This window comes from Pantoea sp. NGS-ED-1003, assembly GCF_000738765.1.
Classification (GTDB): domain Bacteria; phylum Pseudomonadota; class Gammaproteobacteria; order Enterobacterales; family Enterobacteriaceae; genus Pantoea; species Pantoea septica.
Genome location: NZ_JPQA01000007.1, coordinates 271,334 through 286,581 on the forward strand (window position 1 = coordinate 271,334; position 15,248 = coordinate 286,581).

Annotated in this window: 16 protein-coding genes; 3 read left to right on the forward strand and 13 right to left on the reverse strand. The window is 63.6% G+C overall.

Going from position 1 to position 15,248, the window contains the following annotated elements:
- Nucleotides 1-19: 19 nt before the first annotated feature.
- The 3 genes from JS46_RS15765 to JS46_RS15775 are packed head-to-tail and all read right to left on the reverse strand — an operon-like array spanning nt 20 to nt 1,847.
- Nucleotides 20-562, reverse strand: coding sequence for an acireductone dioxygenase (locus JS46_RS15765; RefSeq protein WP_033752853.1), 543 nt, complete (start codon nt 560-562; stop codon nt 20-22).
- Nucleotides 559-1,236, reverse strand: coding sequence for an acireductone synthase (mtnC, locus tag JS46_RS15770; RefSeq protein WP_033752854.1), 678 nt, complete (start codon nt 1,234-1,236; stop codon nt 559-561). The genes JS46_RS15765 and mtnC overlap by 4 nt, the downstream gene beginning before the upstream one ends.
- The gene (locus tag JS46_RS15775) at nt 1,233-1,847 is read right to left on the reverse strand and encodes a methylthioribulose 1-phosphate dehydratase (protein ID WP_033752855.1); all 615 of its coding nucleotides are present in this window, start codon (nt 1,845-1,847) and stop codon (nt 1,233-1,235) included. Before JS46_RS15775 ends, mtnC begins: the two co-directional genes overlap by 4 nt.
- A 132-nt stretch (nt 1,848-1,979) precedes the next feature.
- Here JS46_RS15775 and JS46_RS15780 point away from each other — a divergent pair, with 132 nt between their 5' ends.
- Both JS46_RS15780 and JS46_RS15785 read left to right on the forward strand, forming a co-directional pair.
- Nucleotides 1,980-3,140 carry a pyridoxal phosphate-dependent aminotransferase gene (locus tag JS46_RS15780; protein WP_033752856.1) on the forward strand — a complete coding sequence of 387 codons (1,161 nt, stop codon included), beginning with the start codon at nt 1,980-1,982 and terminating at the stop codon, nt 3,138-3,140.
- The gene (locus JS46_RS15785) at nt 3,128-3,898 is read left to right on the forward strand and encodes an amidohydrolase (protein WP_033752857.1); all 771 of its coding nucleotides are present in this window, start codon (nt 3,128-3,130) and stop codon (nt 3,896-3,898) included. The genes JS46_RS15780 and JS46_RS15785 overlap by 13 nt, the downstream gene beginning before the upstream one ends.
- Before the next feature lie 78 nt (nt 3,899-3,976).
- Here JS46_RS15785 and katG read toward each other — a convergent pair whose 3' ends face one another.
- From katG to hpxU, 10 genes are all read right to left on the reverse strand, one after another.
- A complete protein-coding gene (gene katG, locus JS46_RS15790; protein ID WP_072010451.1) occupies nt 3,977-6,235 on the reverse strand; it encodes a catalase/peroxidase HPI in 2,259 nt (752 codons plus the stop codon).
- A 103-nt stretch (nt 6,236-6,338) separates the two neighbouring features.
- On the reverse strand, nt 6,339-6,674 hold the full coding sequence (uraH, locus tag JS46_RS15795) for a hydroxyisourate hydrolase (protein ID WP_033752858.1): 336 nt from the start codon (nt 6,672-6,674) through the stop codon (nt 6,339-6,341).
- Complete coding sequence (gene uraD / locus JS46_RS15800) at nt 6,671-7,165, reverse strand: 2-oxo-4-hydroxy-4-carboxy-5-ureidoimidazoline decarboxylase (RefSeq protein WP_033752859.1); 495 nt, start codon at nt 7,163-7,165, stop codon at nt 6,671-6,673. The genes uraH and uraD overlap by 4 nt, the downstream gene beginning before the upstream one ends.
- On the reverse strand, nt 7,162-8,421 hold the full coding sequence (hpxK, locus tag JS46_RS15805; protein ID WP_033752860.1) for an allantoate amidohydrolase: 1,260 nt from the start codon (nt 8,419-8,421) through the stop codon (nt 7,162-7,164). Before hpxK ends, uraD begins: the two co-directional genes overlap by 4 nt.
- Complete coding sequence (locus JS46_RS15810) at nt 8,418-9,650, reverse strand: alanine--glyoxylate aminotransferase family protein (protein ID WP_033752861.1); 1,233 nt, start codon at nt 9,648-9,650, stop codon at nt 8,418-8,420. The genes hpxK and JS46_RS15810 overlap by 4 nt, the downstream gene beginning before the upstream one ends.
- A gap of 18 nt (nt 9,651-9,668) precedes the next feature.
- Nucleotides 9,669-10,400: an amino acid ABC transporter ATP-binding protein gene (locus tag JS46_RS15815; protein ID WP_033752862.1), complete on the reverse strand. Its 732-nt coding sequence runs from the start codon at nt 10,398-10,400 to the stop codon at nt 9,669-9,671.
- Nucleotides 10,381-11,037: an amino acid ABC transporter permease gene (locus tag JS46_RS15820; RefSeq protein WP_033752863.1), complete on the reverse strand. Its 657-nt coding sequence runs from the start codon at nt 11,035-11,037 to the stop codon at nt 10,381-10,383. Before JS46_RS15820 ends, JS46_RS15815 begins: the two co-directional genes overlap by 20 nt.
- Entirely contained in the window at nt 11,037-11,702 is a 666-nt protein-coding gene (locus tag JS46_RS15825; protein ID WP_033752864.1) for an amino acid ABC transporter permease, read from the reverse strand. Before JS46_RS15825 ends, JS46_RS15820 begins: the two co-directional genes overlap by 1 nt.
- Before the next feature lie 9 nt (nt 11,703-11,711).
- Nucleotides 11,712-12,497: a transporter substrate-binding domain-containing protein gene (locus JS46_RS15830; RefSeq protein ID WP_033752865.1), complete on the reverse strand. Its 786-nt coding sequence runs from the start codon at nt 12,495-12,497 to the stop codon at nt 11,712-11,714.
- A gap of 181 nt (nt 12,498-12,678) precedes the next feature.
- On the reverse strand, nt 12,679-13,518 hold the full coding sequence (gene hpxU / locus JS46_RS15835; protein WP_033752866.1) for a MurR/RpiR family transcriptional regulator HpxU: 840 nt from the start codon (nt 13,516-13,518) through the stop codon (nt 12,679-12,681).
- A gap of 135 nt (nt 13,519-13,653) precedes the next feature.
- Between hpxU and JS46_RS15840 the strand changes: the two genes are divergently transcribed.
- The gene (locus JS46_RS15840; protein WP_033752867.1) at nt 13,654-15,240 is read left to right on the forward strand and encodes a gamma-glutamyltransferase family protein; all 1,587 of its coding nucleotides are present in this window, start codon (nt 13,654-13,656) and stop codon (nt 15,238-15,240) included.
- Nucleotides 15,241-15,248: the final 8 nt, after the last annotated feature.

Below are 15,248 nucleotides of genomic sequence, written 5' to 3' on the forward strand. Positions count from 1 at the left end.
GCGCGCCCGGCTGGCATGGTTAAGGCAGGCGCGGATAGGCGTCGGCGATGGCGTCGCCGGTGAAGTGCGCCACCCAGCCTTCCTGATTATCGAAGATGCGGATAGCGGTGAAGTTGGGCGAGGAGCCCATATCGAACCAGTGCGGCGTGCCCGCCGGCACTGAAATCAGGTCGTTCTTTTCACACAGGATCTGATAGACCTGGCCGTCGAGATGGAGGCAAAAAAGGCCCGCGCCCTCGACAAAGAAGCGCACCTCATCTTCGCCGTGGGTGTGCTCAGAGAGAAACTTCTGGCGCAGCGTCTCTTTTTGCGGGTTGTCGGCGCGCATGCTGATCACGTCCCAGCTCTGATAGCCCTTCTCCGCCACCAGCCGATCGATAGCGTGCTGATAGGCCTCAATCACGTCGGCGGGCTGTGGATTTTCGCCTAAATCGCGATCCGCCGCCCAGCGCTCGAAGCGCACATTCTTTGCATTCAGCCGCTCGCGGATCATCTCCGCATCGGTACTGTGCCACACCGGCAGCGTGGCTTCGGTATCGGTAAAAATGGTCAATGCGCTCATGCTAAAACGACTCCCGAAAAGGTGTTCACCTGATGATGGCGGCTTTCGCTGTCTGCGGGGCCGCGAATTAACTGCACGGTATTCCATCCGGCTTCCGCTGCCGCATCCAGCTCCTGACGAATGTCGGAGAGGAACAGCAGCTGCTCAGCGGGCAGGCCGGTTTGTTCGGCGATATTGCGGTAGGAGGCGACCTCTCGCTTAGCGCCGACGCGCGTGTCGAAATAGCCGCTAAACAGGTCCGTAATATCTCCTTCATCACTGTAGCCAAATAACAGTTTTTGCGCCGCAACCGAGCCGGAAGAATAGACGTAGAGCTCAAGGCCCTGCTCCCGCCAGGCGCGCAGCGCCGGCACGACGTCGGGATAGAGATGGCCGGTAAAGCTGCCGTTCACATAGCCGTCGCGCCAGATCATCCCCTGCAGCGCTTTTAGCCCGGTGGATTTGCGATCTTCATCCATAAAGCTCAGCAGGATAGCGGTGAGCGCCTCAGGATCGGCTTCAGGCTGGCCCGCTTCGGCGCGCACCGCGTCAAGCGCTGCGCGGACTTCCGGATGCGCATGCTGCGCACGGATAAACGCGGCGAGATATTCACGCGCATAAGGGAAGAGCACATCATGCACGAAGCGAATATCGCTGGTGGTGCCTTCTATATCGGTAACAATGGCGCGGATCATTGGGCCTCCAGCAGGCGACGTTGGCGTTCGCATTCAAATAAAAACTCCAGACCTTCCAGATGACGACGCGCTTCGTTGACGTCCTCGCCCCAGCAGGTTAAGCCGTGACCGCGCAGCAGAAAGCCATAGCGCAGCGGAGCGTTGCGGGCGTACGCCTCAATGCGCCCCGCCAGCGCGTCGATATCCTGATCGTTATCAAACAGCGGGATCGCCACGCTGGCAAGATGAGTGCGCTGCCCCGCCAGCGATTTTTGCATCTCATAGCCTTCCAGCCGCAGCGCAGCGCCCTTCTCGACGCGCGACAGCACCGTCGCGTTCACCGTATGGGTATGCAGCACTGCGCCCGCCTCGGGGAACAGCCGGTAGATCAGGGTATGCAATCCGGTTTCCGCCGACGGCCTGCGCCCGGACGGCGCGCGGTTGGTGGCGATCTCTACCTGAATAAAGTCGTCGCGCGTCAGGCTGCCTTTATCCTTGCCCGACTCGCTGAGCAGGCAGAAGCGGGCATCTTCGCGTACTGACATATTGCCGCCGGTGGCGGGCGCCCAGCCTTTGGCGCCAATCCAGTGGCAGGCCGCCACCAGCTGGTCGAGCGGAGAGAGTTCAGACATAGCGTATCAGGCATCCTGTAAGGTAGGTTTTAGACGTCTAAGCGTCTCGATTGCCAAATATTAACATCCTGTTTATAGTGGCTTCAACACAGGGTTACTCCGCAATGACATTCGCGCTTAAGGCCATTAACCATGACGCAGCCCAACCTGACGCCGGAGAGTAAACTTCCCGCTCTCGGCACCACCATCTTTACCCAGATGAGCGCGCTGGCGCAGCAGCATAACGCCATCAACCTTTCGCAGGGCTTTCCCGACTTTGACGGACCGCGCTATTTACAGGCGCGCCTGGCGCATCACGTCAGCGAGGGCGCCAACCAGTATGCGCCGATGACCGGCGCGCTGCCGCTGCGCGAGGCGATCGCCGAGAAAAGCGCTGAGCTGTATGGCTACCGCCCCGACGTTAACAGCGATATCACCGTGACCGCCGGCGCGACCGAAGCGCTCTATGCGGCGATCACCGCGCTGGTGCGCCCGGGCGACGAGGTGATCTGCTTCGATCCGAGCTACGACAGCTATGCGCCCGCCGTCGAACTGTCGGGCGGCGTGCTGAAACGCATCGCGCTACAGCCGCCGGGCTTTCGCGTCGACTGGACGGCATTCGCCGCGCTGATCTCCAGCAAAACCCGCCTGGTGATCCTCAACACGCCGCACAATCCTTCCGCCACCGTCTGGCGTAAAGCGGATTTTGCGGCGCTCTGGCAGGCGATCGCCGATCGGGAAATTTACGTGCTGAGCGATGAAGTTTACGAGCATATCTGCTTCGACGAGGCGGGCCACGCTAGCGTGCTGGCGCATCCGCAGCTGCGCGAGCGCGCCATCGCCGTCTCCTCCTTCGGCAAGACCTTTCATATGACCGGCTGGAAGGTAGGCTACAGCGTCGCGCCCGCCGCCATCAGCGCGGAGATCCGCAAGGTACATCAGTATCTGACCTTCGCGGTGAATACGCCTGCCCAGCTGGCGATCGCCGATATGCTGCGCCACGAGCCTGCTCACTACCGCGAACTGCCCGCGTTCTACCGCGCACGCCGCGATCGTCTGGCGCAGGCGCTGGAGAAGAGCCGCTTTAAAGTGCTGCCGTGCGAAGGCACCTACTTTCTGCTGGCGGATTATAGCGCCATCTCCGATCTCGACGACGTCAGCTTCTGCCAGTGGCTGACCAAAGAGGTGGGCGTGGCGGCGATTCCGCTGTCGGTGTTCTGCGCCGACCCGTTCCCGCACAGGCTGATCCGCCTCTGCTTCGCCAAACAGGAAGCGACGCTCGACGCCGCCGCGGAGCGCTTATGTCAGATTTAAAGATTACCGTTCTGCAGGAAACCCTGCACTGGATGGATGGCGAAGCGAACCTGCGCCATTTTGACGCCGTGCTTGAGGGCGTGACGGGCCGCGATCTGATTCTGCTGCCCGAGATGTTCACCACCGGCTTCGCCATGGAGGCGGCCCAGCGTTCGCTGCCGCAGGCGCAGGTGGTGGCGTGGCTGCGCAAACACGCCGCGGCGAGCGACGCGCTGGTGGGCGGCAGCGCAGCGATACAGACGGACAAAGGCGCGGTAAATCGCTTTCTGCTGGTGGAGCCAGACGGCACGCTGCACCAGTATGACAAGCGCCACCTTTTCCGCATGGCGGACGAGCATCACCACTATCTGCCGGGCGAGACGCGCGCGGTGCTGGTGTGGCGCGGCTGGCGCATTCTGCCTCAGATCTGTTACGACCTGCGCTTTCCGGTCTTCTCCCGCAATCGCAACGACTACGACCTGGCGCTCTATGTGGCGAACTGGCCGGCGCCGCGCGCCCTGCACTGGCAGGCGCTGCTGCTGGCGCGCGCCATAGAGAATCAGGCCTATGTCGCGGGCTGCAATCGCGTCGGCAGCGACGGCAACCAGCATCAGTACAGCGGCGACAGCCGGATTATTTCGCCGCAGGGCGAGATCCTCAGCGAAGCGGAGCCGTTTGCCCAGGCGCGGCTTGACGCCACGCTGTCGCTGGAGACGCTGACCGCTTATCGCGAGCGCTTCCCTGCCTGGCGCGACGCAGATGGCTTTACCCTGAGTTAGCGCGCCAGTAGTCTGTGCCCGGCAAAAAAAAGCCGCAGCGGTTAAGCTGCGGCTTTCTCGTTTTTACGCGTCGCGCGATCAGATATCGAAGCGGTCCAGGTTCATTACCTTAGTCCAGACGGCCACGAAGTCGGTGACGAACTTCTGGTGCGCATCGCTGCTGGCGTAAACTTCCGCCAGCGCACGCAGGATGGCGTTAGAGCCAAAGACCAGATCGGCGCGGGTCGCATGATATTTCACTTCCCCGCTCTGACGGTCGCGTCCTTCGAACAGCTCCTCGCTCTCATCGGTGGCGCGCCATGCGGTGCGCATATCCAGCAGATTAACGAAGAAGTCGGTGCTCAGCACGCCAGGGCGATCGGTAAAGAGGCCGCGATCGCTGCCGTCGAAGTTAGTGCCCAGCACGCGTAGACCGCCCAGCAGCACCGTCAGCTCCGGCGCGCTCAGCGTGAGCTGCTGCGCTTTATCCAGCAGCAGCGTTTCAGTCGACGACCCGCCCTGCACGCGGCGATAGTTGCGGAAACCGTCAGCCAGCGGCTGCAGAAGGTCAAAGGATTCGACATCGGTCTGGTCCTGACGCGCATCGACGCGCCCCGCCGTAAAGGGCACCTGCACCGCTACGCCCGCCGCCGCAGCAGCCATTTCGATGCCGACGTTGCCCGCCAGCACGATGACGTCCGCTAGCGACGCTTTGCCCGACGCCTGCTGAATCTCCTGCAATACCGGCAGCACGTCGCGGATCACGCTGGCGTTAACCGCCCACTGATTCTGCGGCGCCAGCGCCAGACGCGCGCCATTCGCGCCGCCGCGCTTGTCGCCGCCGCGGAAGGTCGAGGCGGATGCCCAGGCAGCGGAAACCAGCTGGCTCACGCTCAGTCCAGAGGCCGCAATCTTCGCTTTCAGCTCGCTGATATCGCTGGCGTCCGGCTGATGGATCGCCGCCGGCAAAGGATCCTGCCACAGCAGATCTTCTTTCGGCACTTCCGGACCGAGATAGCGCGCTTTCGGCCCCATATCGCGGTGGGTCAGCTTGTACCAGGCGCGGGCGAAGGCTTCGTTGAACGCCTGCGGATCGTTGAGGAAGCGACGGGAGATCTTTTCGAACTCGGGATCGAAACGCAGCGTCAGGTCGGTGACCAGCATGGTCGGCTTGCGCTTTTTCTCCGGATCGAAAGGATCGGGAATAATCGCGTCGGCGTTGCTGGCTTCAAACTGGATGGCGCCCGCCGGGCTCTTCGTCTGCACCCACTCATATTTGAACAGGTTCTCGAAGAAGTAGTTGCTCCACTGGGTCGGGGTCTGCGTCCAGACGACTTCCAGACCGGAGGTAATAGCGTCTGCGCCCGCGCCGCTGCCGTAGCTGCTGCGCCAGCCGAAGCCCTGGGCTTCAATCGGCGAGGCTTCCGGGTCGACGTCGAGGTGGCTGGCGGCGCCCGCGCCGTGGGTTTTACCCAGCGTATGGCCGCCGGCGATCAACGCCACGATCTCTTCGTCGTTCATGCCCATATTGCCGAAAGTGGCGCGAATGGCTGGCGCGGCCGAGGCCGGGTTGCCGCTCGCTTCCGGGCCTTCCGGGTTAACGTAGATCAGACCCATTTCCGTCGCGCCGAGCGGCGCGTTGGCGAGGCTTTCCGGATGACGATGCGCCAGCCATTCGGTTTCGTGGCCCCAGTCCACATCCATATCCGGTTCCCACACGTCTTCACGTCCGGCGCCAAAGCCGAAGGTGCGGAAGCCAGCGTTCTCCAGCGAAACGTTGCCCGCCAGGATATAGAGATCGGCCCAGGAAATTTTCTGTCCATACTTCTGTTTCACCGGCCACAGCAGGCGGCGCGCTTTATCGAGGCTGACGTTGTCCGGCCAGGAGTTGAGCGGCGCGAAACGCTGCTGACCACGGCCAGAGCCGCCGCGACCGTCAACGGTGCGATAGGTGCCCGCGCTGTGCCACGCCATACGGATAAACAGGCCGATATAGCTGCCCCAGTCGGCCGGCCACCAGGATTGTGAATCGGTGAGCAGCGCGCGGATGTCCGCTTTCAGCGCCGAATAGTCGAGCTTGCTGAACTCTTCGCGGTAGTTGAAGTCGGCGCTGAGGGGATTGGAACGGCTGGAGTGCTGATTTAACAGGTCGACGCGCAGCATGTTAGGCCACCAGTCGCGGTTAGTGGTGCCGCTGCCGGCGCCGCGCGCCAGCACGCTTTTCTCTTCAGAGGCGCCGTGGTTGAACGGGCATTTACCGGCATCGACGCCGCTCTCATTCTGGTTTTTCTCTTGCGATGCTCCGTGCGGGAAAGGGCATTTACCTGCGGCGTTATTGTTATCTTCGGGCGTGCTCATTATCGGCTCCGTTGGCTTTTGGTTACCCGGCTACGATAGCGTTACGCTTGCCTGAATACCATTTGGCTAAACCGACGGTTTTGATAGCCGCAGGCTTTCAAAATTAGCTACCGCGATAGGTAGACCACGACCAGGGCGAAATTAAAAAAGGCAGGTGGAAATGGCTGCCCGCCTCGGCGATAACGAAATCGATCTGCGCGGAGACGTAGAGCGCATCGCGCCCGTCCGCCGCGAAATAGTCGCCAATCTCAGCGGTCAGCCGATAGTGGCCCGGCGTCAGCGGCTCCGGCGTTAAGTCGCCGATGCGTCCATCGCTGTCCGTCTCGCCGTCGGCAACCGGCAACCAGCCCTCGGGGCTATTCTGCTCCAGGGAGATAGCGACGCCGACTGCCGGTTTGCCCAGCGCCGTGTCGAGAATATGGGTGGTGATGGTGCTCATGTCAGGCTCTCCTTCAGACGCAACAGGGTGATCTCCCGCAGTTGCTCCAGCGCTTCGCGCGCTTCGGTGGGTTCGTCATTCGTCAGGCGGCGCTGAAGCTGCGCCAGCATCTCTTCGCCGCTGCGCCCTTTGGCGCGGATTAAAAAGACGCGGCCAAAGCGCGCTTCATAGGCCCGGTTGCCTGCCTGCATCGCCCGCTTCAGCGCCGCATCGGCGTCGCTCATTGCGACCTGCTCCTGACGCGACAGCGCCGCCTCTTTGTCCGCGCCGCTGGCACGTTCGCCGATGCGCGGATGCGCGCTCAGCGCCTGTTCAAGATCGTCGCTGTTCCACGTTTGCGCCAGCCGCTCCGCCTCCGCCAGCAGCGCCGCCTGCGAGGCAAAAGGCCGCGCAGCCGCCAGCGCCTGCTGCCAGCGCGGGATCGCCACGCAGTGCGCGATGGCCGCCTGCGCCGCCGACGTTGGCAGCGCGTTGAACGTCGCAAGGTTCATGGTGCGCCTCGCTGCGCCAGCTGGCACACGGCGTGCAGGTAAGCGCGCACCGCCAGCGCCACGTCTTCGGCCATCACCGCTTCAGCCGGATGGTGGCTGAGGCCGCGTTCATTGCGCACGAAGAGCATGCCGACCGGCCAGCGCTCGGCGATGGCGATAGCGTCATGGCCCGCGCCGCTCGGCAGCGCCAGCGTGCGGCCCTGCACCGTCTCGACGGCGCTGCTCAGCGCCTGCTGCAGCGCGCTGTCGCAGGCGGTGGCGCTGATGCGGTAATACTCCTCCGACTCGAAGCGCAGCCCGCGCCGCAGCGCGATCGCTTCGGCCTGAGTCAGCAGGCTCGACAGCAGCCGCTCCAGCGGCAGATCCTGCGGGCCGCGCACGTCCAGCGACAGCGTGACCTCGCCGGGAATAACGTTGACCGCGCCGGGCGCGCAGCTCAGGGTGCCGACCGTCGCCACCAGCTGCGGATCCTGCTCGCGCGTGGTCGCCTCGATAAACACCATCCACTCCGCAGCCGCCGCCAGCGCGTCTTTACGGTGGGTCATCGGCACCGTGCCCGCATGGCCCGCCTCGCCGGTAAAACGGCAGCGAAGGCGGCGTGCGCCGTTGATGGCGGTGACCACGCCCAGCGCCAGCCCCTCCTGCTCCAGGCAGGGCCCCTGCTCAATATGCAGTTCAAGGTAGGCGACGATATCATTCAGATCGCGGGCGGCGCGCGGAATCGCTCCGGCGTCCAGCCCCACATCCGCCATCGCCTGTGCAACGGTAATGCCGTTACCGTCCGGATGGGTGCTCCAGCTCTCCGGCCAGCTGCCGGCGACGCCGCGGCTGCCGAGCAGCGTAATGCCGAAGCGCGTGCCCTCTTCATCGCCGAAGCCAACTATCTCAATCGCCAGCGGCAGGCGCTGCCGCTGCTGATGCAGCCACTGCACGGTCTCAATCGCGGTCAGCACGCCCAGCATGCCGTCATAGCGGCCGGCGTTGCGCACCGTATCGAGATGGGAGCCGAGCAGCAGCGCGGGCGCGCCGTCGCTCGCCCCTTCGTAGCGGCCGCAGATATTGCCGACTTCGTCCTGCCAGACGCGCATGCCCGCCTGCTCCATCCACTCGCCGACCTGGGCGTTGGCGCGCAGATGCTCCGGCGAGAGGTAGACGCGCGTCAGCTGATCGGGCGATTCGCTGATCGCCGCCAGCGCGTCGCAGCGCGCCATGACGCGTTCGGCGGCCAGCTGCGCCTCAGCGGCGTTCATCATCATACGCGGCTCCCGTAGTGGTCCCACGCCGCCTGCATCGCCGCGCCCTGAGTCGCACGGAAGCCGAGATGGGTCAGCACCGCCTCCAGCGCCGACAGGGTGGTCATCACGCAATCTTTGCGCGCGTTGAAGCCCATGGTGCCGATGCGCCATACCTTGCCGTGCAGCGGACCGAACGAGGTGCCGATCTCGATGCCGAAATCCTCCAGCATCAGCTGACGCACCTGGTCGCCGTTCACGCCCTGCGGAATCACCACGCCAAGCACGTTGTTCATCTTGTGATCTGAATCGCCGAAGGTTTCCAGCCCCATGCCCTGAATGCCTTTCAGCAGCGCGTCGCCGTGCAGCTTGTGACGCGCGATGCCTTCATCCAGCCCTTCCTGCAGGATCAGCCGCGCGCACTCGCGCGCGCCGAACAGCGCGGTGGTCGCTTCGGTATGGTGGTTAAGGCGCTCCGGCCCCCAGTAATCCATGATCATGCCGAGATCGAAGTAGTTCGAGTAGATCATCTCTTCATCGCCGTCCTGATGCGCGGCGGTGCGGATCCCCTCTTCGACGCATTTGCGGCGGCGGATCGCCTCTTCCATCTGCGGGCTTAAGGTGATCGGCGAGGTGCCGGAGGGGCCGCCAAGGCATTTCTGCATCCCGGCCGAGACTGCATCCAGCCCCCACGCGTCGGTTTCCAGCGCGTTGCCGCCGAGCGACGCGGTGGCGTCGGTATAGAAGAGCACGCCGTACTTTTTGCAGATGGCGCCCAGCTCCGCCAGCGGCTGCAACATGGTGGTCGAGGTGTCGCCCTGCACCGTCAGCAGCAGGCGCGGCTTCACGCGCTTAATGGCGTCCTCGACCCGATCCGGGGTAAACACCTCGCCCCACGGCACTTCGATGGTGTGCACCTCGGCACGACAGCGGCGAGCGATCTCGCACAGCAGATGGCCGAAGCGGCCGAATACCGGTACCAGCACCCGATCGCCAGGGCGGATCGCCGACAGCAGGATCGCCTCGATCCCGGCGCGCGAAGTGCCGTCGATCAGCAGCGTCCAGCGGTTTTCGGTGCGGAAGACGCCGCGATAGAGTTCCATCACCTCATTCATATAATGGGTCATCGCCGGATCGTACTGACCGATCAGCTGGGTCGACATGGCGCGCAGCACGCGCGGATCGGCGTTGATCGGGCCGGGCCCCATCAGCAGGCGCTGCGGCGGATTGATTTGCGGATAGCGGTTTTCCATGTTGATTTCCTTACTAAATTAGAGTCGCACCGAGGAGATAAACTGCTTCAGCTCCGGCGTCTGCGGCGCGGCGAACAGGGTTTTGCTGCTGCCCTGCTCCCAGACGCGCCCCTGATGCATAAAGACCACGCGATCGCCGACGTCGCGCGCGAAGTTCATTTCATGGGTGACCAGGATCAGCGTCATGCCTTCGGCGGCGAGCTGCTCCAGCACTTTCAGCACCTCGCCCACCAGCTCGGGGTCAAGCGCCGAGGTGATCTCGTCGCACAGCAGTACCTTCGGGTTCATCGCCAGCGCGCGGGCGATGGCGACGCGCTGCTGCTGGCCGCCGGAGAGGTTGGCCGGCGAGTAGTCGAGACGCTCGCCGAGGCCGACTTTCTCCAGCATCTGAGTGGCCAGCGCGCGGCACTCCGCCTCGCTTTTTTTCAACACGCGGCGCGGCGCCAGCATGACGTTTTCCAGCGCGGTCATATGCGGAAAGAGGTTGAAGTTCTGGAACACCATGCCGACCGAGCGGCTGATGTCGCGCGCCTGGCTGTCGCGGTCGGTAATGGTCATGCCGCCCAGCTTAATGCTCCCTTCCTGATAGCCTTCCAGGCCGTTCATGCAGCGCAGCAGCGTGCTTTTGCCTGAACCGCTGCGGCCGATAATGGAGATCACTTCGCCCATTTCGATATCGAGGTCGACGCCTTTCAGCACGTGGTTGTCGCCGTAGTACTTCTGCACCTGATTAATGGTGATGAGCGGCATGGAATTTTTTCTCCAGATACTGGCTGTAGCGGGACAGCGGATAACACATCAGGAAGTAGCCCAGCGCGACCAGCCCAAACACTTTAAAAGGCTGATAAGTCACGTTGTTCAAAATGGTCCCGGCTTTGGTGAGTTCGATAAAGCCGATAATCGAGGCGAGCGCGGTGCCCTTGATTACCTGCACGGCGAAGCCAACCGTCGGCGCGATGGCGATGCGGATCGCCTGCGGCGCGATCACCCGGTACAGCGTCTGGCCGAAGCTGAGGCCGAGGCAGCGCGACGCCTCCCACTGCCCTTTTGGCAGCGCGCGAATGCTGCCGAACCAGATATCGAGCAGAAAGGCGCTGGTATAGAAGGTCAGCGCGAGCGAGGCCGCCGTCCAGGGCGCGACGTCGATGCCGAACAGCCCGACGCCGAAGAAGGCGAGGAAAAGCTGCATCAGCAGCGGCGTGCCCTGGAACAGCTCGGTGTAGCAGCGGATCAGCCGCGTCAGCCACTTGCGCTGCAGCAGACGCAAAAAAAGCAGCGGCAGCGTCACCAGCGTGCCGCCGACAAAGGCGGTCAGCGACAGCAGCAGGGTCCAGCGCGCCGCCAGCAGCAGGTTGCGCAGAATGTCCCAGTCGGTAAAGGTCGTCATCATGCCTGCGCTCCTAACCATTTACGGCCCAGCGCCAGCAGCACCTGGCGCATGGCGATCGACAACAGCAGATAGATCAGCGTGGTCACCAGGTAGACCTCGAAGCTTAAAAAAGTGCGCGACTGGATCAGGTTGGCGGCGAAGGTCAGCTCTTCATAGGAGACCTGCGACACCACCGACGAGCCGAGCATCACGATAATGCACTGGCTGACCAGCGCCGGATAGATACGCTGCAGCGACGGCGGCAACACCACGCGCAGAAAGGTTTGCGTGCGCGTCAGGCCCAGCACGCGTCCCGCTTCCCACTGCCCTTTCGGCGTCACCTGGATGCCGGCGCGGATAATTTCGGTGCTGTAGGCGCCGAGATTAATCAGCATCGCCAGCAGCGCCGCCTCGCCCGCCGTCAGCTTCAGCCCCAGATTGGGCAGGCCGAACACGATAAAAAAGAGCTGCACCACAAAGGGCGTGTTGCGGATGATCTCAACGTAGAGGCCCCAGAGACGGCTGGCCCAGCTCGCTTTGCCGCTGCGCAGCGCCGCGCCGAGGATCCCCAGCCCGACGCCGCCGACGGTGGCCAGCACCGTCAGCTGAATCGTGACCCACAGCCCGGCGAGCAGCTCCGGCCAGTAAGGCCAGAGCGCAGGGAAGTTAAGTTGCCCGAGCATAGCGCGACCTTATGCGCCGAGGCTGGCGGGCAGCGGCGCTTTCAGCCACTCTTCCGACAGTTTGTTAAGCGTGCCGTCTTTGATGCCCTGCTCAATCAGCGCGTCCACTTTTGCCTTCAGCGCCGGCTCATCTTTTTTCAGGCCGATAAAGCAGGGCGAATCCTTCAGCATAAACTGCGCGACCGGCGCTTTTTGCGGGTTCTGCCGCGCGATCGCCGCCACGACCAGGTTGCCGGTCGCCACATACTGCACCTGGCCAGAGAGGTAAGCCGACAGCGTGGTGTTGTTGTCCTCATAGCGCTTCACCTGCGCCTCTTTCGGCGCGAGGCTGCTCAGCACCATATCCTCCACCGCGCCGCGCGTGACGCCGATGCTCTTGCCGCTCAGCGCCGCCGCGTCTTTCAGCGTCTCGCCTTTCGGGCCGAAAACGCCGAGGAAGAAGGGCGCATAGGCGCGGCTGAAGTCGATCACTTTTTCACGCTCAGGGTTTTTCCCCATGCTGGAGATCACCAGGTCGACCTTATCGGTTTGCAAATAGGGCACGCGGTTGGCGCTGGTGACCGGCACCAGCTGCAACTTAAGTTTCATCTGTTTCGCGAGGTATTTCGCCATATCGATGTCGTAGCCCTGCGGCTGCAGATCCGTGCCGACCGATCCGAACGGCGGGAAATCCTGCGGTACCGCCACGCGCAGCACGCCGCGCTTCTCGATATCCTGTAGCTGATCCGCCAGCGCGCTGCCGGTCTGAACCATCAGTAACGCCGCCGCTGCCACCGCCATTAACGCTTTTTTCATTATGCACCCCGGTAAGTTGACCTGAAACAAAAGATTCTTGTAAATGTGATTTGCAACTAATGTGCCAACCACTGGCGCGGCGGATTAAGCGGCAGAAACGCTAATTTTAAGGAAGAAAGGCGGCCTGCCGCCGCCTGATATCAGAGGATCAAAATGAGGCAAAGCACCAAAAAGGTGCTCTTTAACGGTGCTCCAGCTCGTCCAGCTGCTGATAGAGATCGGCGATCTGGTGAATACGCTGGCGTCCTTGCGTCAGCATTTCATGCAGCAGCGCGTTGGTCAGCAAATTGATCAGGCTCATCGCCGAGGCGTAGCTGTCGAAGGCCGATACGCTGTCGAGCGGCGCGCAGAGCTGCCAGCGCGCCAGGCCGCTCATCGACTGCGCCTGCGGCTCGCACAGCGCCAGCAGCGGGATATCTCGCTGCTGCAGCTGCTGCATCAGCGGGCGGATCAGGCGCGGACGACGGCGAAACGCCATCACCACCACCATATCGTCAGGCGTGATATCGACGATCTCTTCCGCCAGCGTCTGGCCTGGCTGCGGCAGCACCATAACGTCGGCGCGCGCCTGCAGCAGCTGCTGGCGCAGATGCAGCGCCAGCGGCCAGGAGTTGCGCATGCCGATTACGAAAATACGCTTCGCCCGGGTCATCTGCTGCACCGCCTCGCCGAACTGCTGCGCGTCGAGCGCGTTCACCCACTGCGTCAGGTTCGCCATCTCCTGCTTATAGTGGCGCGCAAGCAGCGTATTGCCCTGCACCGCGTCGCGGTTGTCGGTCAGCGGCATGCCGCTCTGGCGCAGAATGCGCAGCTCGTCGCGCATATCTTTGTATTTGTCGTAGCCCAGCCGCCGAAACAGGCGGCTGACCGTGGCCTTTGACACGCCGCTGAGCCGCGCCAGTTCGGCGCTGTTGTAGCTGATTAGATCGTCGAAATGGTCAAAGACGAAATCCGCAATACGCTGCTCCTGCGGCGAGAGCTGCGGATAGTGGCTTCTGAGTCGTTCATCAAGCTGTTTCATGCGTCGTCCTGTAACTTTCGTTTCAGCAGAAGCTAGCATAATTCGATCCAGGTTACCGCCGTCGTGCGCCACAGAAAAAAACTGGAACGGCTCTTGCTTGGATCCCCGCTCTGTTCCCCAATAAGAACCCTCACTATGATTCAGAGCAATATGGCTCCGCTGGGCATGGCGGTCGCGCCGCACCACCTGGCGAGCGAGAGCGCGCTGGCGGTGCTGCGCGACGGCGGCAACGCTATTGAGGCAATGGTCGCCGCCGCCGCGACCATCGCCGTGGTCTATCCCCATATGAACGGCCTCGGCGGCGACGGCTTCTGGCTGGTGCTGCCCCCGAACGGCGATCCTGTGGCTATCGACGCCAGCGGCGCGGCGGGCGCGCTGGCGCATCCCGATTTCTACCGCGGCCAGAGCGCGATTCCGCATCGCGGTCCCGCCGCCGCGCTAACGGTGGCCGGGACGGTGAGCGGCTGGCAGGAGGCGCTGGCGCTCTCCGGCGAGCCGGGCGGCGCTCCGCTGCCGCTGCCGCGCCTGCTGCGCGACGCGATCCGCTACGCCGCCGACGGCATTCCGGTTACCGCCTCGCAGGCGGCCGCCACCGTCGCGAAACAGCATGAACTGGCGCATCAGCCGGGATTCGCCGCGACTTTTATGCCGGACGGCGAACCGCCGCGCGAGGGCAGCCGCTTTACCCAGCCGGCGCTGGCACAGACGCTTAGCCTGCTGAGCGAGCAGGGTCTCGACAGCTTCTACCGCGGCGAGCTGGCGCATCATCTGGCGCGCGAAATGTCAGCGCTCGGCATGCCGGTGACGCTGGCGGATCTGCAGCAGCAGCGCGCGCGACGCTGCGTGCCGCTGCATGTGGCGCACAGCGAAGGCGACCTGTGGAATATCGCGCCGCCGACGCAGGGGCTGGTGTCGCTGGCGATCCTCGGCGTTACCGATCGGCTGGCGATGGCGCAGGCTGACGAGGCGCAGACGGTGCACCGCATTGTGGAAGCGACCAAAAAGGCCTTTGCGCTGCGCGACGCCCATCTTACCGATCCGCGCCATATGAGCTGCGAGGCGCAGTCGCTGCTGACCCAGGATCACTTCGCCACGCTGGCGAGCCAGATTAGCGAGACGCAGGCGGCGCCCTGGGGCGCCGGGCGCGGTCCCGGCGACACGGTGTGGATGGGGGTGATGGATAGTAGCGGCCTCGCCGTCTCCTTTATTCAGAGTATCTATCACGAGTTCGGCAGCGGCGTGGTGATCCCCGGCACCGGCATCACCTGGCAGAACCGCGGCGCGGCTTTCAGCCTCGACGCGGATCATCTGCTGGCGCTGGCGCCGGGCAAACAGCCGTTCCATACCCTTAATCCCGCCGCCGCGCGCCTGAAAGATGGCCGCACGCTGGTTTACGGCGCGATGGGCGGCGACGGCCAGCCGCAAACCCAGGCGGCGATCTTTACCCGCCATGTGATCCAGGGCATGCCGCTGCAGCAGGCGGTGAGCGCGCCTCGCTGGCTGCTGGGCCGCACCTGGGGCCAGTCTTCCGACTCGCTCAAGCTGGAGGGCCGTTTTGCGCCAGAGAGCGTCGCCAGGCTGCGTCAGCTGGGACACGAGGTCGAGCTGCTGCCCGACTTTAGCGAGGCGGTCGGCCACGCAGGCGCCATCGTGCGCCATATCAACGGCATGCTGGAAGGCGCATGCGATCCGCGCAGCAACGGCAGCGCGAGCGGATTCTGACAGGAGAG

Coding starts and splice junctions, on each gene's coding strand:
- JS46_RS15820 (WP_033752863.1), bottom strand. CDS start 11,037: ATGACGACCTTTACCGACTGGGACATTCTGCGCAACCTGCTGCTGGCG.
- JS46_RS15825 (WP_033752864.1), bottom strand. CDS start 11,702: ATGCTCGGGCAACTTAACTTCCCTGCGCTCTGGCCTTACTGGCCGGAG.
- uraD (WP_033752859.1), bottom strand. CDS start 7,165: ATGAACCTTGCGACGTTCAACGCGCTGCCAACGTCGGCGGCGCAGGCG.
- JS46_RS15830 (WP_033752865.1), bottom strand. CDS start 12,497: ATGAAAAAAGCGTTAATGGCGGTGGCAGCGGCGGCGTTACTGATGGTT.
- JS46_RS15780 (WP_033752856.1), top strand. CDS start 1,980: ATGACGCAGCCCAACCTGACGCCGGAGAGTAAACTTCCCGCTCTCGGC.
- JS46_RS15810 (WP_033752861.1), bottom strand. CDS start 9,650: ATGGAAAACCGCTATCCGCAAATCAATCCGCCGCAGCGCCTGCTGATG.
- JS46_RS15775 (WP_033752855.1), bottom strand. CDS start 1,847: ATGTCTGAACTCTCTCCGCTCGACCAGCTGGTGGCGGCCTGCCACTGG.
- hpxU (WP_033752866.1), bottom strand. CDS start 13,518: ATGAAACAGCTTGATGAACGACTCAGAAGCCACTATCCGCAGCTCTCG.
- hpxK (WP_033752860.1), bottom strand. CDS start 8,421: ATGATGATGAACGCCGCTGAGGCGCAGCTGGCCGCCGAACGCGTCATG.
- JS46_RS15840 (WP_033752867.1), top strand. CDS start 13,654: ATGATTCAGAGCAATATGGCTCCGCTGGGCATGGCGGTCGCGCCGCAC.
- JS46_RS15765 (WP_033752853.1), bottom strand. CDS start 562: ATGAGCGCATTGACCATTTTTACCGATACCGAAGCCACGCTGCCGGTG.
- uraH (WP_033752858.1), bottom strand. CDS start 6,674: ATGAGCACCATCACCACCCATATTCTCGACACGGCGCTGGGCAAACCG.
- JS46_RS15815 (WP_033752862.1), bottom strand. CDS start 10,400: ATGCCGCTCATCACCATTAATCAGGTGCAGAAGTACTACGGCGACAAC.
- mtnC (WP_033752854.1), bottom strand. CDS start 1,236: ATGATCCGCGCCATTGTTACCGATATAGAAGGCACCACCAGCGATATT.
- katG (WP_072010451.1), bottom strand. CDS start 6,235: ATGAGCACGCCCGAAGATAACAATAACGCCGCAGGTAAATGCCCTTTC.
- JS46_RS15785 (WP_033752857.1), top strand. CDS start 3,128: ATGTCAGATTTAAAGATTACCGTTCTGCAGGAAACCCTGCACTGGATG.